We start from the raw sequence: 16,914 nt of genomic DNA on the forward strand, positions 1-16,914 counted from the left end.
GGTGTCAACGCGGCGGACTGTGACATATTTTTGAAGGCTTGTCGAAGGCCAAAAGATGAAGACTGGATGGCAATTTCATGATCAAGACTAACTAGCCGTTACCCGTATTTGGTGATAGGAGCTTGCGGAAATCATCGGCAGATCGGACAAGGTCCGGGGACGATAACGGGGAATGCATATGGCCGATCAGGAACAGGCGGAAATCAGGCTCACCGTGGCGCGGCTGCGCCAGGAGCACGAGGATTTCGACGCCGCGATCAACGCCATGATCCAGATCGGGTGCGATGCTCTGCGGATCCAGCGCATGAAGAAGAAGAAGCTCGTCATCAAGGACAGGCTTTCGAAGCTGGAAGATCAGATCATCCCTGACATCATCGCCTGAGGGGGATAGCGACAAATGATGACAGACCGACCGTCCGTCGCCATCATCATGGGCAGCCAGTCCGACTGGGAGACCATGAAGAACGCCGCCGACACGCTGGAGGCGCTGGAAATCCCTTATGATGCGCGCATCATTTCGGCGCACCGCACACCCGACCGGCTGGTCAATTTTGCCAAGGGTGCACGGGCCGAGGGCTTCAAGGTCATCATCGCCGGCGCCGGCGGCGCCGCCCACCTGCCTGGAATGGCCGCATCGATGACGCCGCTGCCGGTTTTCGGCGTGCCGGTCCAGTCCAAAACCATGTCCGGCCAGGACAGCCTTCTTTCCATCGTGCAGATGCCAGCCGGCATTCCTGTCGGCACGCTCGCCATCGGCAAGGCCGGCGCGGTCAACGCCGCCCTTCTCGCCGCCGCCGTGCTTGCCCTTTCCGACGAAGAAGTCGCCGACCGGCTCGACGAGTGGCGCGAGCGCCAGAGTGCTGCCGTCGCCGAATACCCGATGGACGACCTATGACGGCAAGAACGATCGGTATCATCGGCGGCGGCCAGCTCGGCCGCATGCTGGCCATTGCCGCTGCCAGGCTGAATTTTCGCACGGTCATTCTCGAGCCGCAGGCCGACTGCCCGGCCGCCCAGCTCGCCAACCGGCAGATCACCGCCGCCTATGACGATCCGGCGGCCCTGGCCGAACTCGCCGATGTCTGCGATGTCGTCACTTACGAATTCGAGAACGTGCCCGTCTCAGCCGCCGAGGCGCTTTCGGCAAGCATTCCCGTCTATCCGCCGCCGAAGGCGCTGGAGGCCGCCCAGGACCGCCTGGTCGAAAAGCGCTTCCTGAATGATTGCGGCATATCAACCGCCCGCTTCCATGCGATCGACAGCCAGGCCGATCTTGAGGCGGCACTCCGGGATTTCGGCGGCCAGGGCGTGCTGAAGACGCGCCGTCTCGGTTATGACGGCAAGGGCCAGAGGGTTTTCCGTTCAGCCGCCGACAGCGCTGATGGCGCCTATGCCGCGCTCGGCGCCGTGCCGCTGATCCTCGAAAGTTTCGTCGCCTTCGAACGCGAGGTCTCGATCATCGCCGCCCGCGCCACGGACGGCACGGTCGTCTGCTTCGATCCCGCCGAGAATGTCCATCGCAACGGCATCCTTCACACCTCAACGGTTCCGGCGGCGATCTCGCCGGCGACGGCGGACGCCGCGCGCCGATCGGCCGAAAAGATCCTTGCAGCATTGAACTATGTCGGCGTCATCGGCATCGAATTCTTCGTGCTTGCCGATGGCGGCCTGATTGCCAACGAGATGGCGCCGCGTGTCCACAATTCCGGCCACTGGACGGAGGCCGCCTGCGTCGTCAGCCAGTTCGAGCAGCATATCCGCGCCGTCACAGGCCTGCCGATCGGCAATGCCGAGCGGCATTCCGACTGCGTCATGCAGAACCTGATCGGCGACGATATCCTGGCCGTTCCCGACTGGCTGCAACGCCCCGATACCCTGGTTCATCTCTACGGCAAGACGGAATGGCGTCCCGGCCGCAAGATGGGCCATGTCACCACCTTGACGCCGAAATCGCCGGTTTTGGCCTGAGAAAACACAGCTTCGCCTTGGGAAAAACACCGTCATGCGGTTGACACGGAAAAGGTGACGGGGTATCTGCTCCCCCACCTAAACAGCGCGCCCGATGGCGCGCTTTTGATTGTTAAAGATACGGGCGAATGTGAATTCCCCCATAGAGATCGCGGATCAGAAAAATGAAGATCAAGAATTCGCTCAAGTCGCTCAAGGCTCGCCACCGTGACAACCGTCTGGTTCGCCGCAAGGGTCGCATCTACATCATCAACAAGCTGAACCCGCGCTTCAAGGCCCGTCAGGGCTGATTTCGCGCACCCGGATCGCTTCGCCCGCGCAGTTTGCGCCGGCAGATATCCGGTGGGTCGCTGCGGTGATCACGTCAAATTTGTTTGATCTTCGGCGTTGGCGGGCTAATATGTCCGCCATGCGCTTTTTTGCTTTGACGTCAGCGGCGCTGCCGCTCGCCCTCATCTTCTTCACAGCCTCCTTTCCCGCCACGGCCGCGGAAAAGGACGTTATTGTCGAGCAGGCGGATGTCACCAATTCGCCGAAACAACACCTCGACCAGCTCTTCAGCCAGCTGAAACGCGAGCGCGACCCCGACAAAGCCAGCGGCATCGCCAATGAGATCCGCATGGAATGGAACGATTCCGGCAGTGCCACCATCAATCTGCTGATGCAGTGGGCCGACAAGGCGATCGAGGAAAAGCGCAATCCCGCCGCCCTCGATTTCCTTGACGAGGCGATCGCGCTGAAACCCGATTATGCCGAAAGCTGGAACCGCCGCGCGACTCTGAACTTCGTCATGGGCAATTATCGCAAGTCGATGTCCGATATCGAACGGGTGCTCGATCTCGAGCCGCGCCATTTCGGCGCGCTCTCCGGCATGGCGGCGATCCTCAGCAATTCCGGCAACGACCAGCTGACCTTGAAGGCCTGGGAGCGTTTTCTTGACATCTACCCCGCCGAACGCACCGCGCAGGAACAGGTCAACACGCTTGCGGAAAAACTCGCCGGAAACCGCACCTGATCCTCGGGCGTCGATCTTGACCTCCGGCCAAGCCGCGCAATTTAGAACTTTAAACGAGAAACGACGCCGCGCGTCCGCTCTCGGCAAAACCGCCGCAACTATCGCCCGTTAAGATCATGCTTGCAGAAGTTTCCGCTCTTCTCGCCCCGCTCGCCGCCGCCATCGGCTACTCCTCCTACAAGGCGCGGCAGTTCGAACAGACCTATCCGAATATCGGCGAACTGACGGATGTCGGCGGCTACCGCATGAATGCCGTCCATATCGAGCGCTCCGAAGGCGCCGACCTGCCGGCCCTCGTCTTCATTCACGGCGCCAGCGGCAATCTGCTCGACCAGGTCGTCGCCTTCCGCGCCGCACTCGAAGGCCGGGCGGAAATGCTGTTCGTCGATCGTCCCGGGCACGGTTATTCCGAACGCGGCGGCCCTGATAACGCTGTCCCTTCCGGCCAGGCCGATGCGATCGCCAGACTGATGGAAAAGCGCGGCATCGAAAAAGCTATCATCGTCGGCCATTCCTTCGGCGGCGCGATCACCGCCGCTTTCGGCCTGCGCCATCCCGATAAGACCTTGGGCCTGCTCTTCCTCGCCCCCGCCACCCACCCCTGGCCGGGCGGCATCGACTGGTATTATCACGTCGCAACTGTGCCGGTCCTCGGCTGGCTCTTCAACCACGCGATCGTCGTGCCGCTCGGGCTGAGCCGGCTGGAGCGCGGCACGCGGAACGTCTTCCACCCCAATCCGCGCCCGGCCGATTACATCGAAAAGACCGGTCCGTCGCTGGTGCTGCGACCCGACGCTTTCCACAACAATGCCGCCGATTTCAAGAGACTGCTTGCCTATGTGAGGGAACAGTCGCCGCGCTATTCTCAGATCACCGCGCCGACCGTCATCGTCACAGGCGACAGCGACGAGATCGTCTGGGAGCACCTGCATTCGCGCGGCCTGGCTCGCGACATAGCGGGCTCCGAACTCATCACCGTTCGCGGCGTGGGCCACAAGCCGGATTATCTCGCAACCGATGTCGCCATCGCCGCCATCGAGAAGATCGCCGGCATGCCGCGCGACCTTCAGGCGATCGCCCGCCGGGCCGAAGAGAGGCTCGCCGCCGCATTACACGATCGGACGCTTACAGCCGCGCCGTCGTTGCGGGCAGGCGCCCTTCGCGGCGCATGACCTCTGTGGCTCGAGTTTCATCAGGCGCTTAGACGCACACCGCCGTCGCAGGTGATGACGTGGCCACTCATGAAGCCGTTTCCGATCAGAAAGACGATCGCCTCCGCGATATCCTCCGGCCTGCCGACGCGACCGACCGGTGTGCGGCTGGCGAAGTCCGCAAAGACGCTGCCGCGCTGCTCCGACGGCAGGAAACTCCACCACGGCGTATCGACGACCCCCGGTGAGACGCCGTTAACCCGCAGCGGCTTCAATTCGGCGGCCAGCACCGGCACCATCGCCTCGATGCCGGCATTGACGGCAGCAAGCCCAGCCGTACCGGGCATCGCGGCCTGCGCACTGACCGCCGAAACGAAAGTGATGCTGCCGCCCGGCTGCAGTAGCGGCAATGCTGCCTGGGCTGCCGCGGCATGCGGAATGAGCTTGGTCTGGAACCCGGCGAGCAGATCCGCCATATCGAGTGTAGCAAAAGGTCCGGCACCGTGACCGCTGCCCATGGCCAGCACCAGATGACCGAACGCGCCGATCCCGGCAAAAGCCTCGCCGAGTGCCGATACCTTCGCCGCATCAAGCACGAGGCTCCGCAGATCGCCGTCGAGTGATGCTTTCGCCGCGGCAAGCTTCTCGCCGTCGCGGCCCGCAATGGTGACCGTATATCCCTGTTTTAAAAGTAATTTCGCCGTGGCAAAGCCGATACCGGAAGACCCGCCGATGACGACGACATGCTGTAAAGACATGATGCTGTTCCTTGATTAGATTAGTCTAGCCGCAGGCGCTTCAATCACCCGCGGCGCCTGCATCATGCGCCGCCTGGAAACGTCAAACAGTTCCATTTTTATCCTGGTATCGATACTGATATGATCCCCGGCATGGACCAGAGAGCCGACACATTCGAAGCCCGCCGCCGTGAGTTTGCAGCCTTCCTGCGTTCTCGTCGCGAGCGGCTGGCGCCGTCCGAAGTCGGCTTGCCGAAAGGTTTTCGCCGGCGCACGCCAGGTCTGCGGCGGGAGGAACTCGCCATGCTCGCCGGCGTCGGCACCACCTGGTACACATGGCTGGAACAGGGCCGCGATGTCCGCGCCTCGGCACAGGTGCTCAATGCCCTTGCCGATGCGCTGCGTCTCGACGAGGCCGAGCGTCAACATCTCTTCACCCTCAACGACCGCCAGATCGCGCAGACAGTATCCAGCGCGCCCGAATGCGTCGACGAACCGCTGCAGCGCATGCTCGCCAACCTCACCCACCAACCGGCCTATGTGCTTGGCCGCCGGTGGGATGTGCTCGGCTGGAACCGCGCCGCCGAAGTACTCTTCGGCGGTTATGACACGCTCGACCGTGACCAGCGCAACACCATGCATCGCCTCTTCGCCGACCCGGCGCATCGCCGGCTGCTCGTCGATTGGGAGGCGGTTGCCCGCGTCTCGCTGGCGATGTTTCGCGCCGACAGCGCACGTTATGCCGGTGATCCGGATTTCGAGCGACTGATCGCGCTGCTGCAACAGGCAAGCTCTGAATTTCGTGACTGGTGGCAGCGCCACGAGGTCGTCAGCCCGCTGTCGGGTATCAAACGCATCGATCATCCGGTTAAAGGCCGCATGTGCTTCGAGCATACGGGGCTGACACTGACGAACCGGCCGGAGATGAAGCTCGTCGTCTATACGCCGCTGGATGACGAGGACACCAACCGGAAACTCGCCGAGCTTCTTGCCTAAAGCCAAACCCTTGCATTGCCTCGGGCCGTCGCGGCCCCATATGTTTTCCATCATTGTCCATAGGAGGGGAAATCATGGGCCGCCTGCATATCGGGACGATCTCGGTCATATCGGCACTGTCGCTGAGCCTGACCTCTGTTTTCGCCGCCTCGCCCGCGCCTGTCGAGGCCGAGCACGGCATGGTCGTCACCGCCCAGCATCTGGCGACCGATGTCGGCGTCGAGGTGCTGAAGGGCGGCGGCAATGCCGTCGATGCAGCCGTTGCCGTTGGTTATGCGCTGGCGGTCGTCTATCCCTCGGCCGGCAATCTCGGGGGCGGCGGCTTTATGACCATTCGCCTGAAGGACGGCACCAAGACCTTCCTCGATTTCCGCGAACGCGCGCCCCTTGCCGCCACGAAGACCATGTATCTCGATGCCAAGGGCGATATCGTGCCGCGCGCCAGCCTCGACGGCTATCTTGCCGTCGGCGTTCCCGGCTCCGTGATGGGCTTCGAAACCGCACGCGAGAAATACGGCACAAAGCCGCGCCAGGATCTGATCGCGCCGGCGCTTCGCTTCGCCAGGGAAGGCTACACGCTGGAACAGGGCGATGCCGCAAGTTTCGCCGGCAGCGCCAAGCGCCTCGCCAAGGACGAGGCGGCGGCGAAGATTTTCCTGAAACCCGATGGCAAAGCCTATGCATCGGGCGAAAAACTCCAGCAGCCCGACCTTGCCGCGGTCCTGGCGGCCATATCGGAAAAAGGTCCTGACGCCTTCTACAAGGCCGCGCCCGCCGAAGCGATCGTCAAGGCAAGCCAGGCTAAGGGCGGCATCCTCGCCAGGCAAGATTTCGAGCAATATGCCGTGCGCGAGTTGAAGCCGGTCGAATGCAATTATCGCGGTTACGACATCATCTCCTCGCCGCCACCTTCCTCCGGCGGCGTCATCATCTGCGAGATCCTCAACGTTCTCGAAGGTTATCCGATTTCCTACCTGGGCTACGGCTCGGCCGAAACCGTGCATGTGATGGTCGAGGCCATGCGCTATGCCTATGTCGACCGCAACGCTGCGCTCGGCGATCCCGATTTCGTGGAGAACCCGGTCGCAAAGCTCATCGACAAGACCTATGCCAAGGAGATCGCCGCCAAGATCGATCCCTACAAGGCCGGCACGTCGGCCAACCTCAAACCGCTCGGCGGCAAGGAAAGCACCGAGACGACGCATTATTCGATCATCGACGACGAGGGCAATGCGGTCGCCGTCACCTATACGCTGAACGGCTCCTTCGGCGCCGCCGTCGTAGCACCCGGCACCGGCGTCCTGCTCAACAACGAGATGGACGACTTCACCTCCAAGCCCGGCGTGCCGAACCTTTATGGCCTCGTCCAGGGCGAGGCGAATGCCATCGCTCCGAAGAAGACACCGCTCTCCTCGATGAGCCCGACGATCGTCACCAAGGACGGCAAGCCTTTCATGGTGATCGGCAGCCCCGGCGGCTCACGCATCATCACCATCACGCTGGAGGCGATCCTCAACGTGGTCGATTTCGGCATGGATATCAGCCAGGCGGTGAATGCGCCGCGTATCCACCACCAATGGCAGCCCGATAAGGTCTATCTCGAACCTTATGCAATTTCGCCCGATACGGAAAAGACCCTCGCCGCCATGGGCTACAGCTTCGATGGCGGCAATGACGCACCGCTCTGGGGCCAGGCCGCCGGCATCCTCGTCGGCGGCAAAAGCCTCACCGCCATCGAAAAGGGCGGCGGTGCGCGGTATAACGGCGCCATGGACAGCCGCGCGGCGGAGGGTTCGGCGAGCGGCTACTGACGATCGCCAGCAGCGGGCGACAAATGCGACGGGCCATTCATGTCACGGTGACAAAGTCGCCGTTCACAAATGGCTGGCCGCGCCCTAAGCATGAGCGAACCCGCAAGCAGGACGATTCCCGAATGGCCAGCATTGAAATGATTGTCGCCGCCCGCGCCCGTCTGCGCGGTCATGCGAGGCGCACGCCGCTTCTCTCCTCTCCCTTCCTGAACGAAATCGCCGGCCGGCGCCTGTTCGTGAAGGCGGAATGCCTGCAGCATTCCGGCTCGTTCAAGTTTCGCGGCGGCTGGTCGGCCGTCTCCGGCCTCGATCCGGTGATACGCTCGAAGGGCGTTATCGCCTTCTCCTCCGGCAACCATGCCCAGGGTGTCGCCCTTGCCGCCAAGCTGCACAATGTGCCCTCCGTCATCATCATGCCGAGCGACGCGCCGAAGCTGAAGATCGCCAATACCCGCGCCTTCGGCGCCGAAGTGGTGCTCTACGACCGTGTCAACGAGGACCGCGACGAGATCGGCGCGAGACTGTCGGCCGAGCGCGGCCTGACGCTGATCAAGCCCTTCGACGAACCGCTTGTCATCGCCGGCCAGGGCACCACCGGCCTCGAAATCTCCGAGCAGGCGGAAGAGGAAGGCGTGACATCAGCCGAAGTCCTCGTGCCCTGCGGCGGCGGCGGATTGGCCTCCGGCATCGCGCTCGCGCTTGAAGCCAGCGCCCCCGGTTTTCGCGTCCGCCCCTGCGAGCCCAAGGATTTCGACGACACCGCCCGCTCGCTTGCTTCGGGCAGCATCGAGCGCAACGTGGCAATATCAGGCTCGATCTGCGATGCGATCGTCACGCCGCAGCCCGGAAATATCACCTTCCCGATCCTCAAGCGCCTCGCCGGCGCCGGCATCGTCGTCACCGACGAGGAGGCGCTACGCGCCATGGCGCTCGCCTTCGTCAGGCTGAAGATCGTCGTCGAGCCCGGCGGCGCGGTGGCGCTCGCCGCCGCCCTCTTCCATGGCGAGGCGCTGGAAAGCGACACGGTGGTCGCCGTCACCTCCGGCGGCAATGTCGATGCCGACATCTTCGCCATGGCGCTGGAACGCTTCGGCTGAGGGCATCGTGAGGCAGCCCGCCGCGCGGAAGCCCCGATAACAAATGCAGGTCGTGAGGCATCCGGCTCTCTCGAGCCGAATGCCGCATTTGGCCGTCAGATGGCTTGAAGCGCCCGGCGGATTGCCATCTCGACCGGCGAATAGACGCCGTCCTCGCGCTCGAGCCGGAGCGGTTCGGAGGGTGCAAGGCCGGGCTGCCCCATGAAGCGCGGTTCCTTGCCGCGATGCTTTTGCGCTGCATGGATCAGGAAAGGATGGCACAGATAGACCGTGCCTGCCTGCCCGGTCGCCAAGGCCAACGGCCGGTCTTCACCGACATGCTCCAGCCTGAGATGGGCCATACCCGCTTCGCCCGCCGGTGCCAGAAGGCGCGCGACATCCTTGTGTGAGCCGATACGGATGCGGGTCGGCGCATCCTCTTCCTCGACATCCGAGAACAGGAAAAGCATCAGCAGCGCCCGTCCGCGCGAGGTGATATTCACCCGCCAGGCGGAAAAGTCCCGCTGCTCGTTCGGATCGGAACCCCCACCGGGAAAGCTCAGATCGACATGCCAGCCGGCATCGCCGGGATCGTCCGGATGGGGAAAGCGCACCGGGAAACTGCCAAGCCCGGTGCGTGGCTCCCAGCGCCCTTTGCCGACAAGCTGGTCGAACGCCGAATGCAATATCGGTGTGTTGACGGCTTTCTCGAACGGGCCGCCACCATAACCGGCAAGCCACACGACTGGCTGCGTCCATGTCCTTGGATCATCCGCATCGAAGGGAATATCGCGCCACATGATGGCTTGAGCTTCCTCGGCCAGATCGCGGGGAAAAGCCTCATCGATCCGGATAAAGCCGTCCTCGATAAATTGCTCGATCTGCGCGGCGCTCAGCGCCGGCGGGATAACATTTGATGTCATGAAATATCTCTCTATCGCCAATCCTGCCGGCTCTTTCCTTGGCCAGATGCAGGGTGGTTGCACCAACGGCAACGCGCCAGCCGCGAAGGCTGGCAAGCGACCGCATCTTCCGATGCCCGAAGGCAGAGCTTTAAAGGCTCAAGAAGAAGGCCGTAGCGATATTGAGAGTGATCGTCTTCATAGCAGTCCGAAGCTATAGCCACGCGATCGAAGGGTCAATGCGGCAATGTCAGGCCGCCGTCCCGCGAAGCGCGCCATTCACCGACTGCAGCACGAGCTCGGCAAGCCGGGCCGCCGCCGGCTGCGGTTCGGCTTCGGCCCGATGCAGGACCAGCCCGAGCTTCGGCAAATCAGGCAAGCCGATCGTCTCCGGCGCCAGCGGCCGGACCTTTGCCGGCAATCCGATCGGTGTGCGGATAGTGATGCCGAGGCCCGCGGCCGCCGCTGCCCAGAGACCGCCAAGGCTGGAGCTGACGAAGGCGAGACGCCAGGAAATGCCGGCTTCGTCAAGTGCCCGGGTCGCCGCACTGCGCATCAGGCATGGCGCCTCCAGCGAGGCGAGCGGTATCGGCTCGCCACTTGCCGCATGCCAGTCGGGCGATCTCTCGGCAGGCCCGATCCAGCGCATCGGCACCTCGCCGATGCGCTCACAATGCGCCGTCGCCGTGCCGTCGCTCCAGGCGAGCGCCAGATCAAGCTTGCCTGAGGTGACGCGCTCAAGCAGTTCGACATTGCGCACCACCCGCGCCTCGACGCGGACCTTCGGATGCGCGCGTGCAAAGCGGCCGAGCACCTCCGGCAGCAGGGTCTCGCCAAAATCCTCCTGCAGGCCAAGCCGCACCCAGCCTTCCAGCTCGATGCTGTGCACGGCCGCCGCCGCCTCGTCGTTCAACTCCAGCAACCGCCTGGCATAACCGAGCATCGTCTCACCGGCATCGGTCAGCGCCAGCCCGCGCCCGGCCTTGCGGAAGATCGGCGTGCCCGCCTGCTCCTCCAGCTTCTTCAGCTGCGCGCTCACTGCCGAGGTGGAACGTCCGAGTTTTTCGGCCGCCTTGGCGAAATTGCCGAGCTCCATGCCGGTCGAAAAGCTTCGAAGCACATCGAGATCGAAGATCGTCCGTCGCATCATAATCCCATTTTTCAGGACCATCTGTTCATGAAATTCTGATTTTCGGCATCATCGTGGCGTGCGATGGTGCTGTTGTCAAGGCCGACGACGGCCCGAACCATGGAGATCCCGATGCCCTTCGTTCGCATTTCCCTTCGCAAAGGCAAGTCGCCGGAGTATCTTACGGCACTCGCCGACACCATCCAGCGCGCCCTGGTCGAAACCTTCGACGTGCCGGAAAACGACCGCTTTCAGGCCATCCATCAGCATGATGAGAACGAGCTGATCTTCGACAGCAGTTATCTTGCTGGGCCGCGCTCCGCTGATTTCGTCTATATCTCGATCACCATCGGCCGACCCCGCACGGCCGAGATGAAGGCAGCGCTCTATCGGCGGCTCGCCGATCTGCTGGGCCAATCGCCGGGCCTGCGGCCCGAGGATGTGATGATCGTCATCAGCACCAGCGCCCCGGAAGACTGGTCCTTCGGCAACGGCATCGCCCAGATGACCGACCCCGACTGGCGGCTGCGGGTGGCAGGAGGCCAAAGATGAGCGCTTCGAACCCGAAGGCCATGACGGTCAGCCGCCCCGGCAGGGCGGTGCGCTCGCCGGAGGGTGTCGCGACGGCGCCTTTCTGGGTCGAGATGCTGCTCGAAGGCAGCGCCGATGGCGAAAACACGGCCATGCGCGCCACACTCGATCCTGGCACCATCACCCGCTGGCATACGCACCCTCGAGGCCAGTTGCTCTATGTGCTTTCGGGGCATGGGCTGGCGCAGAGCGAGGGTGGTCCCGTCGCGGAACTGCGTGCCGGCGACGCCGTCTGGTTTGCGGCCGGCGAGTGCCACTGGCATGGCGCGGCCGATGACAGTCCCTTCGGCTATCTCAGCATTCAGGCAACGGAAAACGGCAGCATCGTCGAATGGCTGCAGCCGGTGGAGGCCCGGTCATGATCGCCATGCAATATAGCTTCACCCTGCCCGCCGATTACGACATGTCGGTCATCGACCGGCGCATCCGCGACAAGGGACCGCTGCTCGACGGTTTCCCGAATCTCGGTTTCAAGGCCTATCTAAGCGCCCGCCAAGGCGAATTCGCCAGCCGCGACAATCTCTATGCGCCCTTCTACCTCTGGCAAAAGCCGGAAGGGGCAAGCGACTTCCTCTGCGGCCCCGCTTTCCAAACGCTCGCCGGCGCCTTCGGCTGGCCGCAGGTAAAAACCTGGATCGTCTGGCAGGCAAATATCTCGCCCGATATTGCCGCAGCCAGGTTTGCCACCCGCGAGATCCTGCAAATGGAGCCGTATGCGCCGCTTGCCGATATCCGCCACGCCGAAAGCGCTGAGGCTGAAGCCGAGGTTCGGGCCGGCGGCGCCCTCGCCTCCATCCGCGGTTTCGAGCCGACGACATGGACACGGGTGCGCTTCAGGCTATGGCGAGAAATCCCCGAGAGCGCTGAGCACATGCAGGCCTATCGCGTCGGTCACCTATCCCTGCCTTAAGCCTGACCTTAAACAGTGGCCCGGCGATAGAAGGCGAGCGAGCCGGCAAGCGCCAGCAGCGCGCCGCCGCAGGCGCGCTCCAGCCATAGGGCGCCCGAGGTTTTCAGGAACCGCACCGCCTGCGAGCCGAAGAACGCGTAGCCGAACATGATGAGGAAATCGAGCACGGCAAAGGTGAGCGCGAGCAGCGCATATTGCGTTGCCTGCGGCAGCGCCGGATCGATGAATTGCGGCAGGAAGGCCGAGAAGAATAGATAACCCTTCGGATTGGTCGCCGCGACCATGAAGCTCTTCAGCCCGATCGAGAAAGTCGACGTCGCCCCCACCGGCGCACCTGCTTTCAACGCCGCATCGATCCCGCCCTTCGAGCGCAGCAGCATGATGCCGAGAAAGGCGAGATAGGCAGCACCGGCCCATTTCAGCATCGAGAACCAGAATTCCGATGCCGCCAACAGTGCGCCGAGCCCGACCGCCACGGCGCCGATCAACACGAAATCGGAGAGGATCGCACCGATCATGCCGGCCATTGCCCGGCGCAGGCCATGCCGCGAACCGTTGGTCAGCGCCAGCAGCACTGTCGGCCCCGGCGTGGCGATGCCGACAAAGGAAACGGCTGCAAAAGCCATGAGCGTAACGATATCCATGAAGATCCCTCCGAACCGAGCGCTATAGGGAAGGAAACTTGCATGCACCGCCGCCCTTGGCAATGGCGGGTTATCAACGAAAAAGCCCGCCGCCTGTTTTGAGGCGGCGGGCTTTCGGAGGGATACGATCGGATCAGATGCCGCTCTGGCCGTCGGAGCCGATATAGGCGATGCGGATCATATTGGTGGCGCCTGGTGTGCCGAGCGGCACACCGGCCGAAATGATGATGCGGTCGCCGGGCTTGCCGAAGCCTTCGTCGGCGACGATGCGGCAGGCGCGGTTGACCATGTCGTCGAGATCGGTCGCGTCATGCGTGACGACGCAATGCAGGCCCCAGACGACGGCAAGGCGGCGTGCCGTCTTGATGATCGGCGACAGCGCCAGGATCGGCACCTGCGGACGTTCACGCGAGGCGCGAAGGCCTGTCGTGCCCGACGAAGTGTAACAGACGATTGCAGACAGCTTCAGCGTCTCGGCGATCTGGCGCGCAGCGAGCGAGATCGCATCCGCACCGGTTGCTTCCGGCTGGGCGCGCTGGGCATAGATGATGCCCGGATAATGCGGCTCGCGCTCGATGGCGGTGGCAATCGACGCCATGGTCGAAACGGCTTCGACCGGATAGTCGCCCGAGGCCGACTCGGCCGAGAGCATGACGGCATCGGCGCCTTCGAAGACGGCGGTTGCGACGTCGGAAACTTCCGCGCGCGTCGGCACCGGCGCCGAGATCATCGATTCCAGCATCTGCGTGGCGACGACCACCGGCTTGCCCGAACGGCGGCAGGCGCGGATCAACTGCTTCTGGATGCCGGGAACAGATTCGAGCGGCATTTCGACGCCGAGATCGCCGCGGGCGACCATCAAGGCGTCGGAAAGCTCGATGATTTCCTCGATACGCTCAAGAGCCTGCGGCTTTTCGATCTTCGACATCAGGCCGACACGGCCGCGGGCGATCTTGCGCACTTCGGCAAGGTCGTCCGGGCGCTGGACGAAGGATAGCGCCACCCAGTCGACATCGTCGGTGGCGAGCACCGCGTCGAGATCGGCGCGATCCTTGTCCGTCAGCGCGCCGACGCCGAGCAGCGTGTCGGGAAGGCTGACGCCCTTGCGGTCGGAGATGCGGGTGCCCGAAATAACGGTGGTAACGATGCTCTTGCCATCGCATTTTTCGGCGCGCAGCGCGAGCTTGCCGTCGTCGATCAGCAGGCGATGGCCGGGCTGCACCGATTCCAGGATCTCGGGGTGCGGCAGATAGACGCGGTTCTGGTCGCCGAGCGCTTCGTTGTTGTCGAGCGTGAAGGTCTGGCCGGGTTTCAGGTCGACCTTGCTGTCGACGAACTTGCCGACTCGCAGTTTCGGCCCCTGCAGGTCGGCGAGAATGCCGATCGGCCGGCCGGAGCGCGCCTCGACCGAGCGGATGCGCTGGATGAGCGTACGCATCACGTCGTGGCTCGCATGGCTCATATTGATGCGGAAGACATCGGCACCGGCCTGATGCAGCTTCTCGATCATCGATTCCTCAGCGGAGGCGGGCCCGAGTGTGGCGAGGATTTTAATTTTGCGATTACGCTTCATCAATTCTGGCTTTCTTGCGTCCCTGGGGTGTCGGAGAGTTGGACCATCCAGCTGCCCTGGCGGCCCGTGTCATATTCCTTGAAACCCATCTTCTGGTAACCGCGGGCATAACAATCCTGCACACCCGAGATCTTGAACTCGTTTTCCGCCACGCACATCTGCACGTCCCCCGTCCATCGTCCTCCCCGGGCAGCGTCCTCTGCGTAGAGGTAATAATAACGCGACTGCAATTCTCCCTCGATCAACACGGCGCAGGTCGTTGCCGGCACCTGCCACCAGCCTTCCGTCATCCAGCCGTCCTTGGCCCGATAGCCGATCGCCACGCCGACGAGATTTTGCGTTCCGTTGCAGACGCGAAAATCGGCGCGCGCGGCATCTGCGATGAAGAACGGCATACAGGCTGCAAGAGCAAACAGAGCGAGACGGACCAGCGGTCCGGACCGCGTGAGGAAACTTGGCGCGGCTTGGATCAACACGGCTCCCAAATAGCTCCACGGTTATTCGTATGCTTGTCTTCTTGCGCCGCCGTCAAGCGAAAGTCAACGCAATGCTAATCGATTATATTTCCTTTCACAAACCGCCCGTCGGGGGTCCTGCTCAACCTCTGTCCGCCTGCGGCGCTTGAACCTGGCGCGGACGCATGCGATCACTGCCCGACTGCGCAATGACGAACGGCAATTCCTGATGGACGACTTCCAATCCTTCGAAATCCTATCCGGCAAACATGACAAAGGCATGGTGATCCTCGCAGATCACGCGATGAACCGCCTTCCCGCGCGCTATGGCCGGCTCGGCCTGCCGGACGCGGCCTTCACCCGCCACATCGCCTATGACATCGGCATCGAGGGGCTGACGCGGCAGCTTTCGGAAGGCCTCGGCGTGCCCGCGGTGCTCGGCGGCTTCTCGCGCCTGCTGATCGACCCGAACCGCGGCGAAGACGATCCGACCCTGATCATGAAGATCTCCGACGGCGCCGTCATATCAGGCAATCATCCGATCACGCCGCAGGAGTGGGAGAACCGCATCGAAACCTTCCATCGCCCCTATCACCACGCCGTCGCCGCAACGATCGACAGGGTGGCGAACGCCACCGGCAAGGCGCCGCTGGTGCTGTCGCTGCACTCCTTCACACCCGCCTGGAAAGCTATTCCCCGCCCCTGGCACGCCGCCGTGCTTTGGGACAGCGATCATCGCGCCGTCGGCCCGCTGCTCGACATGCTGCGCGCCGATCCCGATCTTATCGTCGGCGACAACGAACCCTATGACGGCGCACTGAAGGGCGATACCATGTACCGCCACTGCATGATCACCGGCATTCCGCATGCGCTGCTCGAAGTCCGTCAGGACCTGATTGCAGACGAGGCCGGGATCACGGCATGGGCCGAGCGCCTCGCGCCGATCTTTGCGGCAATGAACGCCGATCCCGCCTTGCACGAATACGACGTCCACGTCTCGCGCACAGATCCTTATTGAAGGATAGGCCCCTATTGAAAGGAGAGCGAGATGACCGCGCTCAGCAGAAAACAGCAGACCGAATTCGAGGCCGCCGCTTTCCGCCGCCTTGTCGCGCATCTTCGCGAGCGCAGCGACGTCCAGAATATCGACATGATGAACCTCGCCGGCTTCTGCCGCAACTGCCTGTCGAACTGGTATCGCGAGGCAGCCGAGGCCGACGGCGTGCCGATCACCAGCGACGAATCGCGCGAGATGGTCTATGGCATGCCCTACGAGGACTGGAAAAAACTCCACCAGAACGAGGCCTCGCCTGTGCAAAAGGCTGCTTTTGAACTGAACAACCCACACAAATAGCCTGGCCGACCCGGAACAGGCTTGACCGTGACGCCGCTTCGCGGCAGTCACGTGCCTTCGAATTGATCATCCCCAATCAGGAGAACACGATGTCTGATGCTCATGGCGTCGCCCGCGACCAGCTTCGCGCTTTCATCGAGCGCATTGAACGGCTGGAAGAAGAAAAGAAGACCATCGCCGACGACATCAAGGACGTCTATGGCGAAGCCAAGGGAATGGGCTTCGATACCAAGATCCTGAAAAAGGTCGTGGCACTGCGCAAGAAGGACGAGCAAGAGCGCATGGAAGAGGAAGCGATCCTCGACACCTACCTGCACGCACTCGGCATGATCGAGTCGCCACCGGAAGGCTGATCCGTCCCTCCTTGCTGACATGTCGACAAGCCGCCGGACCGCCCGGCGGCTTTTCTTTTGCCCAATGCATGTCGCCGGAAGTGTGAAGCGATTCTGGGATAACGACATGCATCAAAACAAAGAGCCGAAGCGCGTCGCATGATTCAAATTTGCTGCGACGCGCTTTAGGCTGGACTAGCCATAGACTGTCCGCCGCTGGTCGAAGCAGCCAAAAGAAAAACCGCCGGATCGCTCCGACGGTTTTGATGT

Annotated in this window: 21 protein-coding genes; 15 read left to right on the plus strand and 6 right to left on the minus strand. The window is 62.9% G+C overall.

Going from position 1 to position 16,914, the window contains the following annotated elements; translation table 11 throughout:
* The first annotated feature begins 178 nt into the window (after positions 1 to 178).
* The 6 genes from FHX14_RS14950 to FHX14_RS14975 all read left to right on the plus strand — a co-directional run bounded on the left by FHX14_RS14950 (position 179) and on the right by FHX14_RS14975 (position 4,155).
* Entirely contained in the window at positions 179 to 382 is a 204-nt protein-coding gene (locus FHX14_RS14950; RefSeq protein WP_003566445.1) for a YdcH family protein, read from the plus strand.
* A gap of 18 nt (positions 383 to 400) precedes the next feature.
* Positions 401 to 895, plus strand: coding sequence for a 5-(carboxyamino)imidazole ribonucleotide mutase (gene purE, locus FHX14_RS14955; RefSeq protein WP_037073830.1), 495 nt, complete (start codon positions 401 to 403; stop codon positions 893 to 895).
* Positions 892 to 1,968, plus strand: a complete 1,077-nt coding sequence (locus tag FHX14_RS14960; RefSeq protein ID WP_003585740.1) for a 5-(carboxyamino)imidazole ribonucleotide synthase — start codon at positions 892 to 894, stop codon at positions 1,966 to 1,968. The genes purE and FHX14_RS14960 overlap by 4 nt, the downstream gene beginning before the upstream one ends.
* Positions 1,969 to 2,132: 164 nt before the next feature.
* Positions 2,133 to 2,258, plus strand: coding sequence for a type B 50S ribosomal protein L36 (gene ykgO / locus FHX14_RS14965; RefSeq protein ID WP_003566454.1), 126 nt, complete (start codon positions 2,133 to 2,135; stop codon positions 2,256 to 2,258).
* A 110-nt stretch (positions 2,259 to 2,368) separates the two neighbouring features.
* The gene (locus tag FHX14_RS14970) at positions 2,369 to 2,983 is read left to right on the plus strand and encodes a hypothetical protein (protein ID WP_003585742.1); all 615 of its coding nucleotides are present in this window, start codon (positions 2,369 to 2,371) and stop codon (positions 2,981 to 2,983) included.
* Between the two features lie 116 nt (positions 2,984 to 3,099).
* Complete coding sequence (locus tag FHX14_RS14975) at positions 3,100 to 4,155, plus strand: alpha/beta hydrolase (protein WP_184377650.1); 1,056 nt, start codon at positions 3,100 to 3,102, stop codon at positions 4,153 to 4,155.
* A gap of 20 nt (positions 4,156 to 4,175) precedes the next feature.
* On the opposite strand, the gene FHX14_RS14980 is transcribed toward FHX14_RS14975, so the two are convergent.
* A complete protein-coding gene (locus FHX14_RS14980) occupies positions 4,176 to 4,892 on the minus strand; it encodes an SDR family oxidoreductase (protein WP_184377651.1) in 717 nt (238 codons plus the stop codon).
* 120 nt (positions 4,893 to 5,012) lie between these two features.
* On the opposite strand from FHX14_RS14980, the gene FHX14_RS14985 reads away from it, so the two are divergent.
* From FHX14_RS14985 to FHX14_RS14995, 3 genes are all read left to right on the plus strand, one after another.
* The gene (locus tag FHX14_RS14985) at positions 5,013 to 5,867 is read left to right on the plus strand and encodes a helix-turn-helix transcriptional regulator (RefSeq protein WP_172643232.1); all 855 of its coding nucleotides are present in this window, start codon (positions 5,013 to 5,015) and stop codon (positions 5,865 to 5,867) included.
* Between the two features lie 74 nt (positions 5,868 to 5,941).
* Positions 5,942 to 7,678, plus strand: a complete 1,737-nt coding sequence (ggt, locus tag FHX14_RS14990) for a gamma-glutamyltransferase (RefSeq protein WP_003585750.1) — start codon at positions 5,942 to 5,944, stop codon at positions 7,676 to 7,678.
* Between the two features lie 122 nt (positions 7,679 to 7,800).
* Positions 7,801 to 8,775, plus strand: coding sequence for a threonine/serine dehydratase (locus tag FHX14_RS14995; RefSeq protein ID WP_003585752.1), 975 nt, complete (start codon positions 7,801 to 7,803; stop codon positions 8,773 to 8,775).
* 95 nt (positions 8,776 to 8,870) lie between these two features.
* Here FHX14_RS14995 and FHX14_RS15000 read toward each other — a convergent pair whose 3' ends face one another.
* Positions 8,871 to 9,677, minus strand: coding sequence for a phytanoyl-CoA dioxygenase family protein (locus FHX14_RS15000; RefSeq protein ID WP_184377652.1), 807 nt, complete (start codon positions 9,675 to 9,677; stop codon positions 8,871 to 8,873).
* 229 nt (positions 9,678 to 9,906) lie between these two features.
* Positions 9,907 to 10,803, minus strand: coding sequence for a LysR substrate-binding domain-containing protein (locus FHX14_RS15005; protein ID WP_184377653.1), 897 nt, complete (start codon positions 10,801 to 10,803; stop codon positions 9,907 to 9,909).
* Positions 10,804 to 10,917: 114 nt separating this feature from the next.
* On the opposite strand from FHX14_RS15005, the gene FHX14_RS15010 reads away from it, so the two are divergent.
* From FHX14_RS15010 to FHX14_RS15020, 3 genes are read left to right on the plus strand one after another with little or no spacing between them, the layout of a single operon-like run.
* Positions 10,918 to 11,337, plus strand: coding sequence for a tautomerase family protein (locus tag FHX14_RS15010; protein ID WP_184377654.1), 420 nt, complete (start codon positions 10,918 to 10,920; stop codon positions 11,335 to 11,337).
* Complete coding sequence (locus tag FHX14_RS15015) at positions 11,334 to 11,738, plus strand: cupin domain-containing protein (protein ID WP_183698195.1); 405 nt, start codon at positions 11,334 to 11,336, stop codon at positions 11,736 to 11,738. Before FHX14_RS15010 ends, FHX14_RS15015 begins: the two co-directional genes overlap by 4 nt.
* Complete coding sequence (locus FHX14_RS15020; RefSeq protein ID WP_184377655.1) at positions 11,735 to 12,286, plus strand: DUF4865 family protein; 552 nt, start codon at positions 11,735 to 11,737, stop codon at positions 12,284 to 12,286. The genes FHX14_RS15015 and FHX14_RS15020 overlap by 4 nt, the downstream gene beginning before the upstream one ends.
* A gap of 8 nt (positions 12,287 to 12,294) precedes the next feature.
* On the opposite strand, the gene FHX14_RS15025 is transcribed toward FHX14_RS15020, so the two are convergent.
* From FHX14_RS15025 to FHX14_RS15035, 3 genes are all read right to left on the minus strand, one after another.
* On the minus strand, positions 12,295 to 12,930 hold the full coding sequence (locus FHX14_RS15025; protein ID WP_184377656.1) for a LysE family translocator: 636 nt from the start codon (positions 12,928 to 12,930) through the stop codon (positions 12,295 to 12,297).
* A gap of 133 nt (positions 12,931 to 13,063) precedes the next feature.
* Entirely contained in the window at positions 13,064 to 14,503 is a 1,440-nt protein-coding gene (gene pyk, locus FHX14_RS15030; RefSeq protein ID WP_003585763.1) for a pyruvate kinase, read from the minus strand.
* A complete protein-coding gene (locus tag FHX14_RS15035; RefSeq protein ID WP_183698198.1) occupies positions 14,503 to 14,988 on the minus strand; it encodes a DUF1036 domain-containing protein in 486 nt (161 codons plus the stop codon). The genes pyk and FHX14_RS15035 overlap by 1 nt, the downstream gene beginning before the upstream one ends.
* Before the next feature lie 199 nt (positions 14,989 to 15,187).
* On the opposite strand from FHX14_RS15035, the gene FHX14_RS15040 reads away from it, so the two are divergent.
* From FHX14_RS15040 to FHX14_RS15050, 3 genes are all read left to right on the plus strand, one after another.
* Positions 15,188 to 15,976 carry an N-formylglutamate amidohydrolase gene (locus FHX14_RS15040; RefSeq protein WP_184377657.1) on the plus strand — a complete coding sequence of 263 codons (789 nt, stop codon included), beginning with the start codon at positions 15,188 to 15,190 and terminating at the stop codon, positions 15,974 to 15,976.
* 30 nt (positions 15,977 to 16,006) lie between these two features.
* The gene (locus FHX14_RS15045) at positions 16,007 to 16,312 is read left to right on the plus strand and encodes a DUF1244 domain-containing protein (RefSeq protein WP_054185096.1); all 306 of its coding nucleotides are present in this window, start codon (positions 16,007 to 16,009) and stop codon (positions 16,310 to 16,312) included.
* 89 nt (positions 16,313 to 16,401) lie between these two features.
* Complete coding sequence (locus FHX14_RS15050; RefSeq protein ID WP_003585771.1) at positions 16,402 to 16,665, plus strand: DUF2312 domain-containing protein; 264 nt, start codon at positions 16,402 to 16,404, stop codon at positions 16,663 to 16,665.
* Positions 16,666 to 16,914 lie beyond the last annotated feature (249 nt).

It is taken from the genome of Rhizobium sp. BK619 (assembly GCF_014195245.1).
Taxonomy (GTDB): Bacteria; Pseudomonadota; Alphaproteobacteria; order Rhizobiales; family Rhizobiaceae; genus Rhizobium; species Rhizobium acidisoli.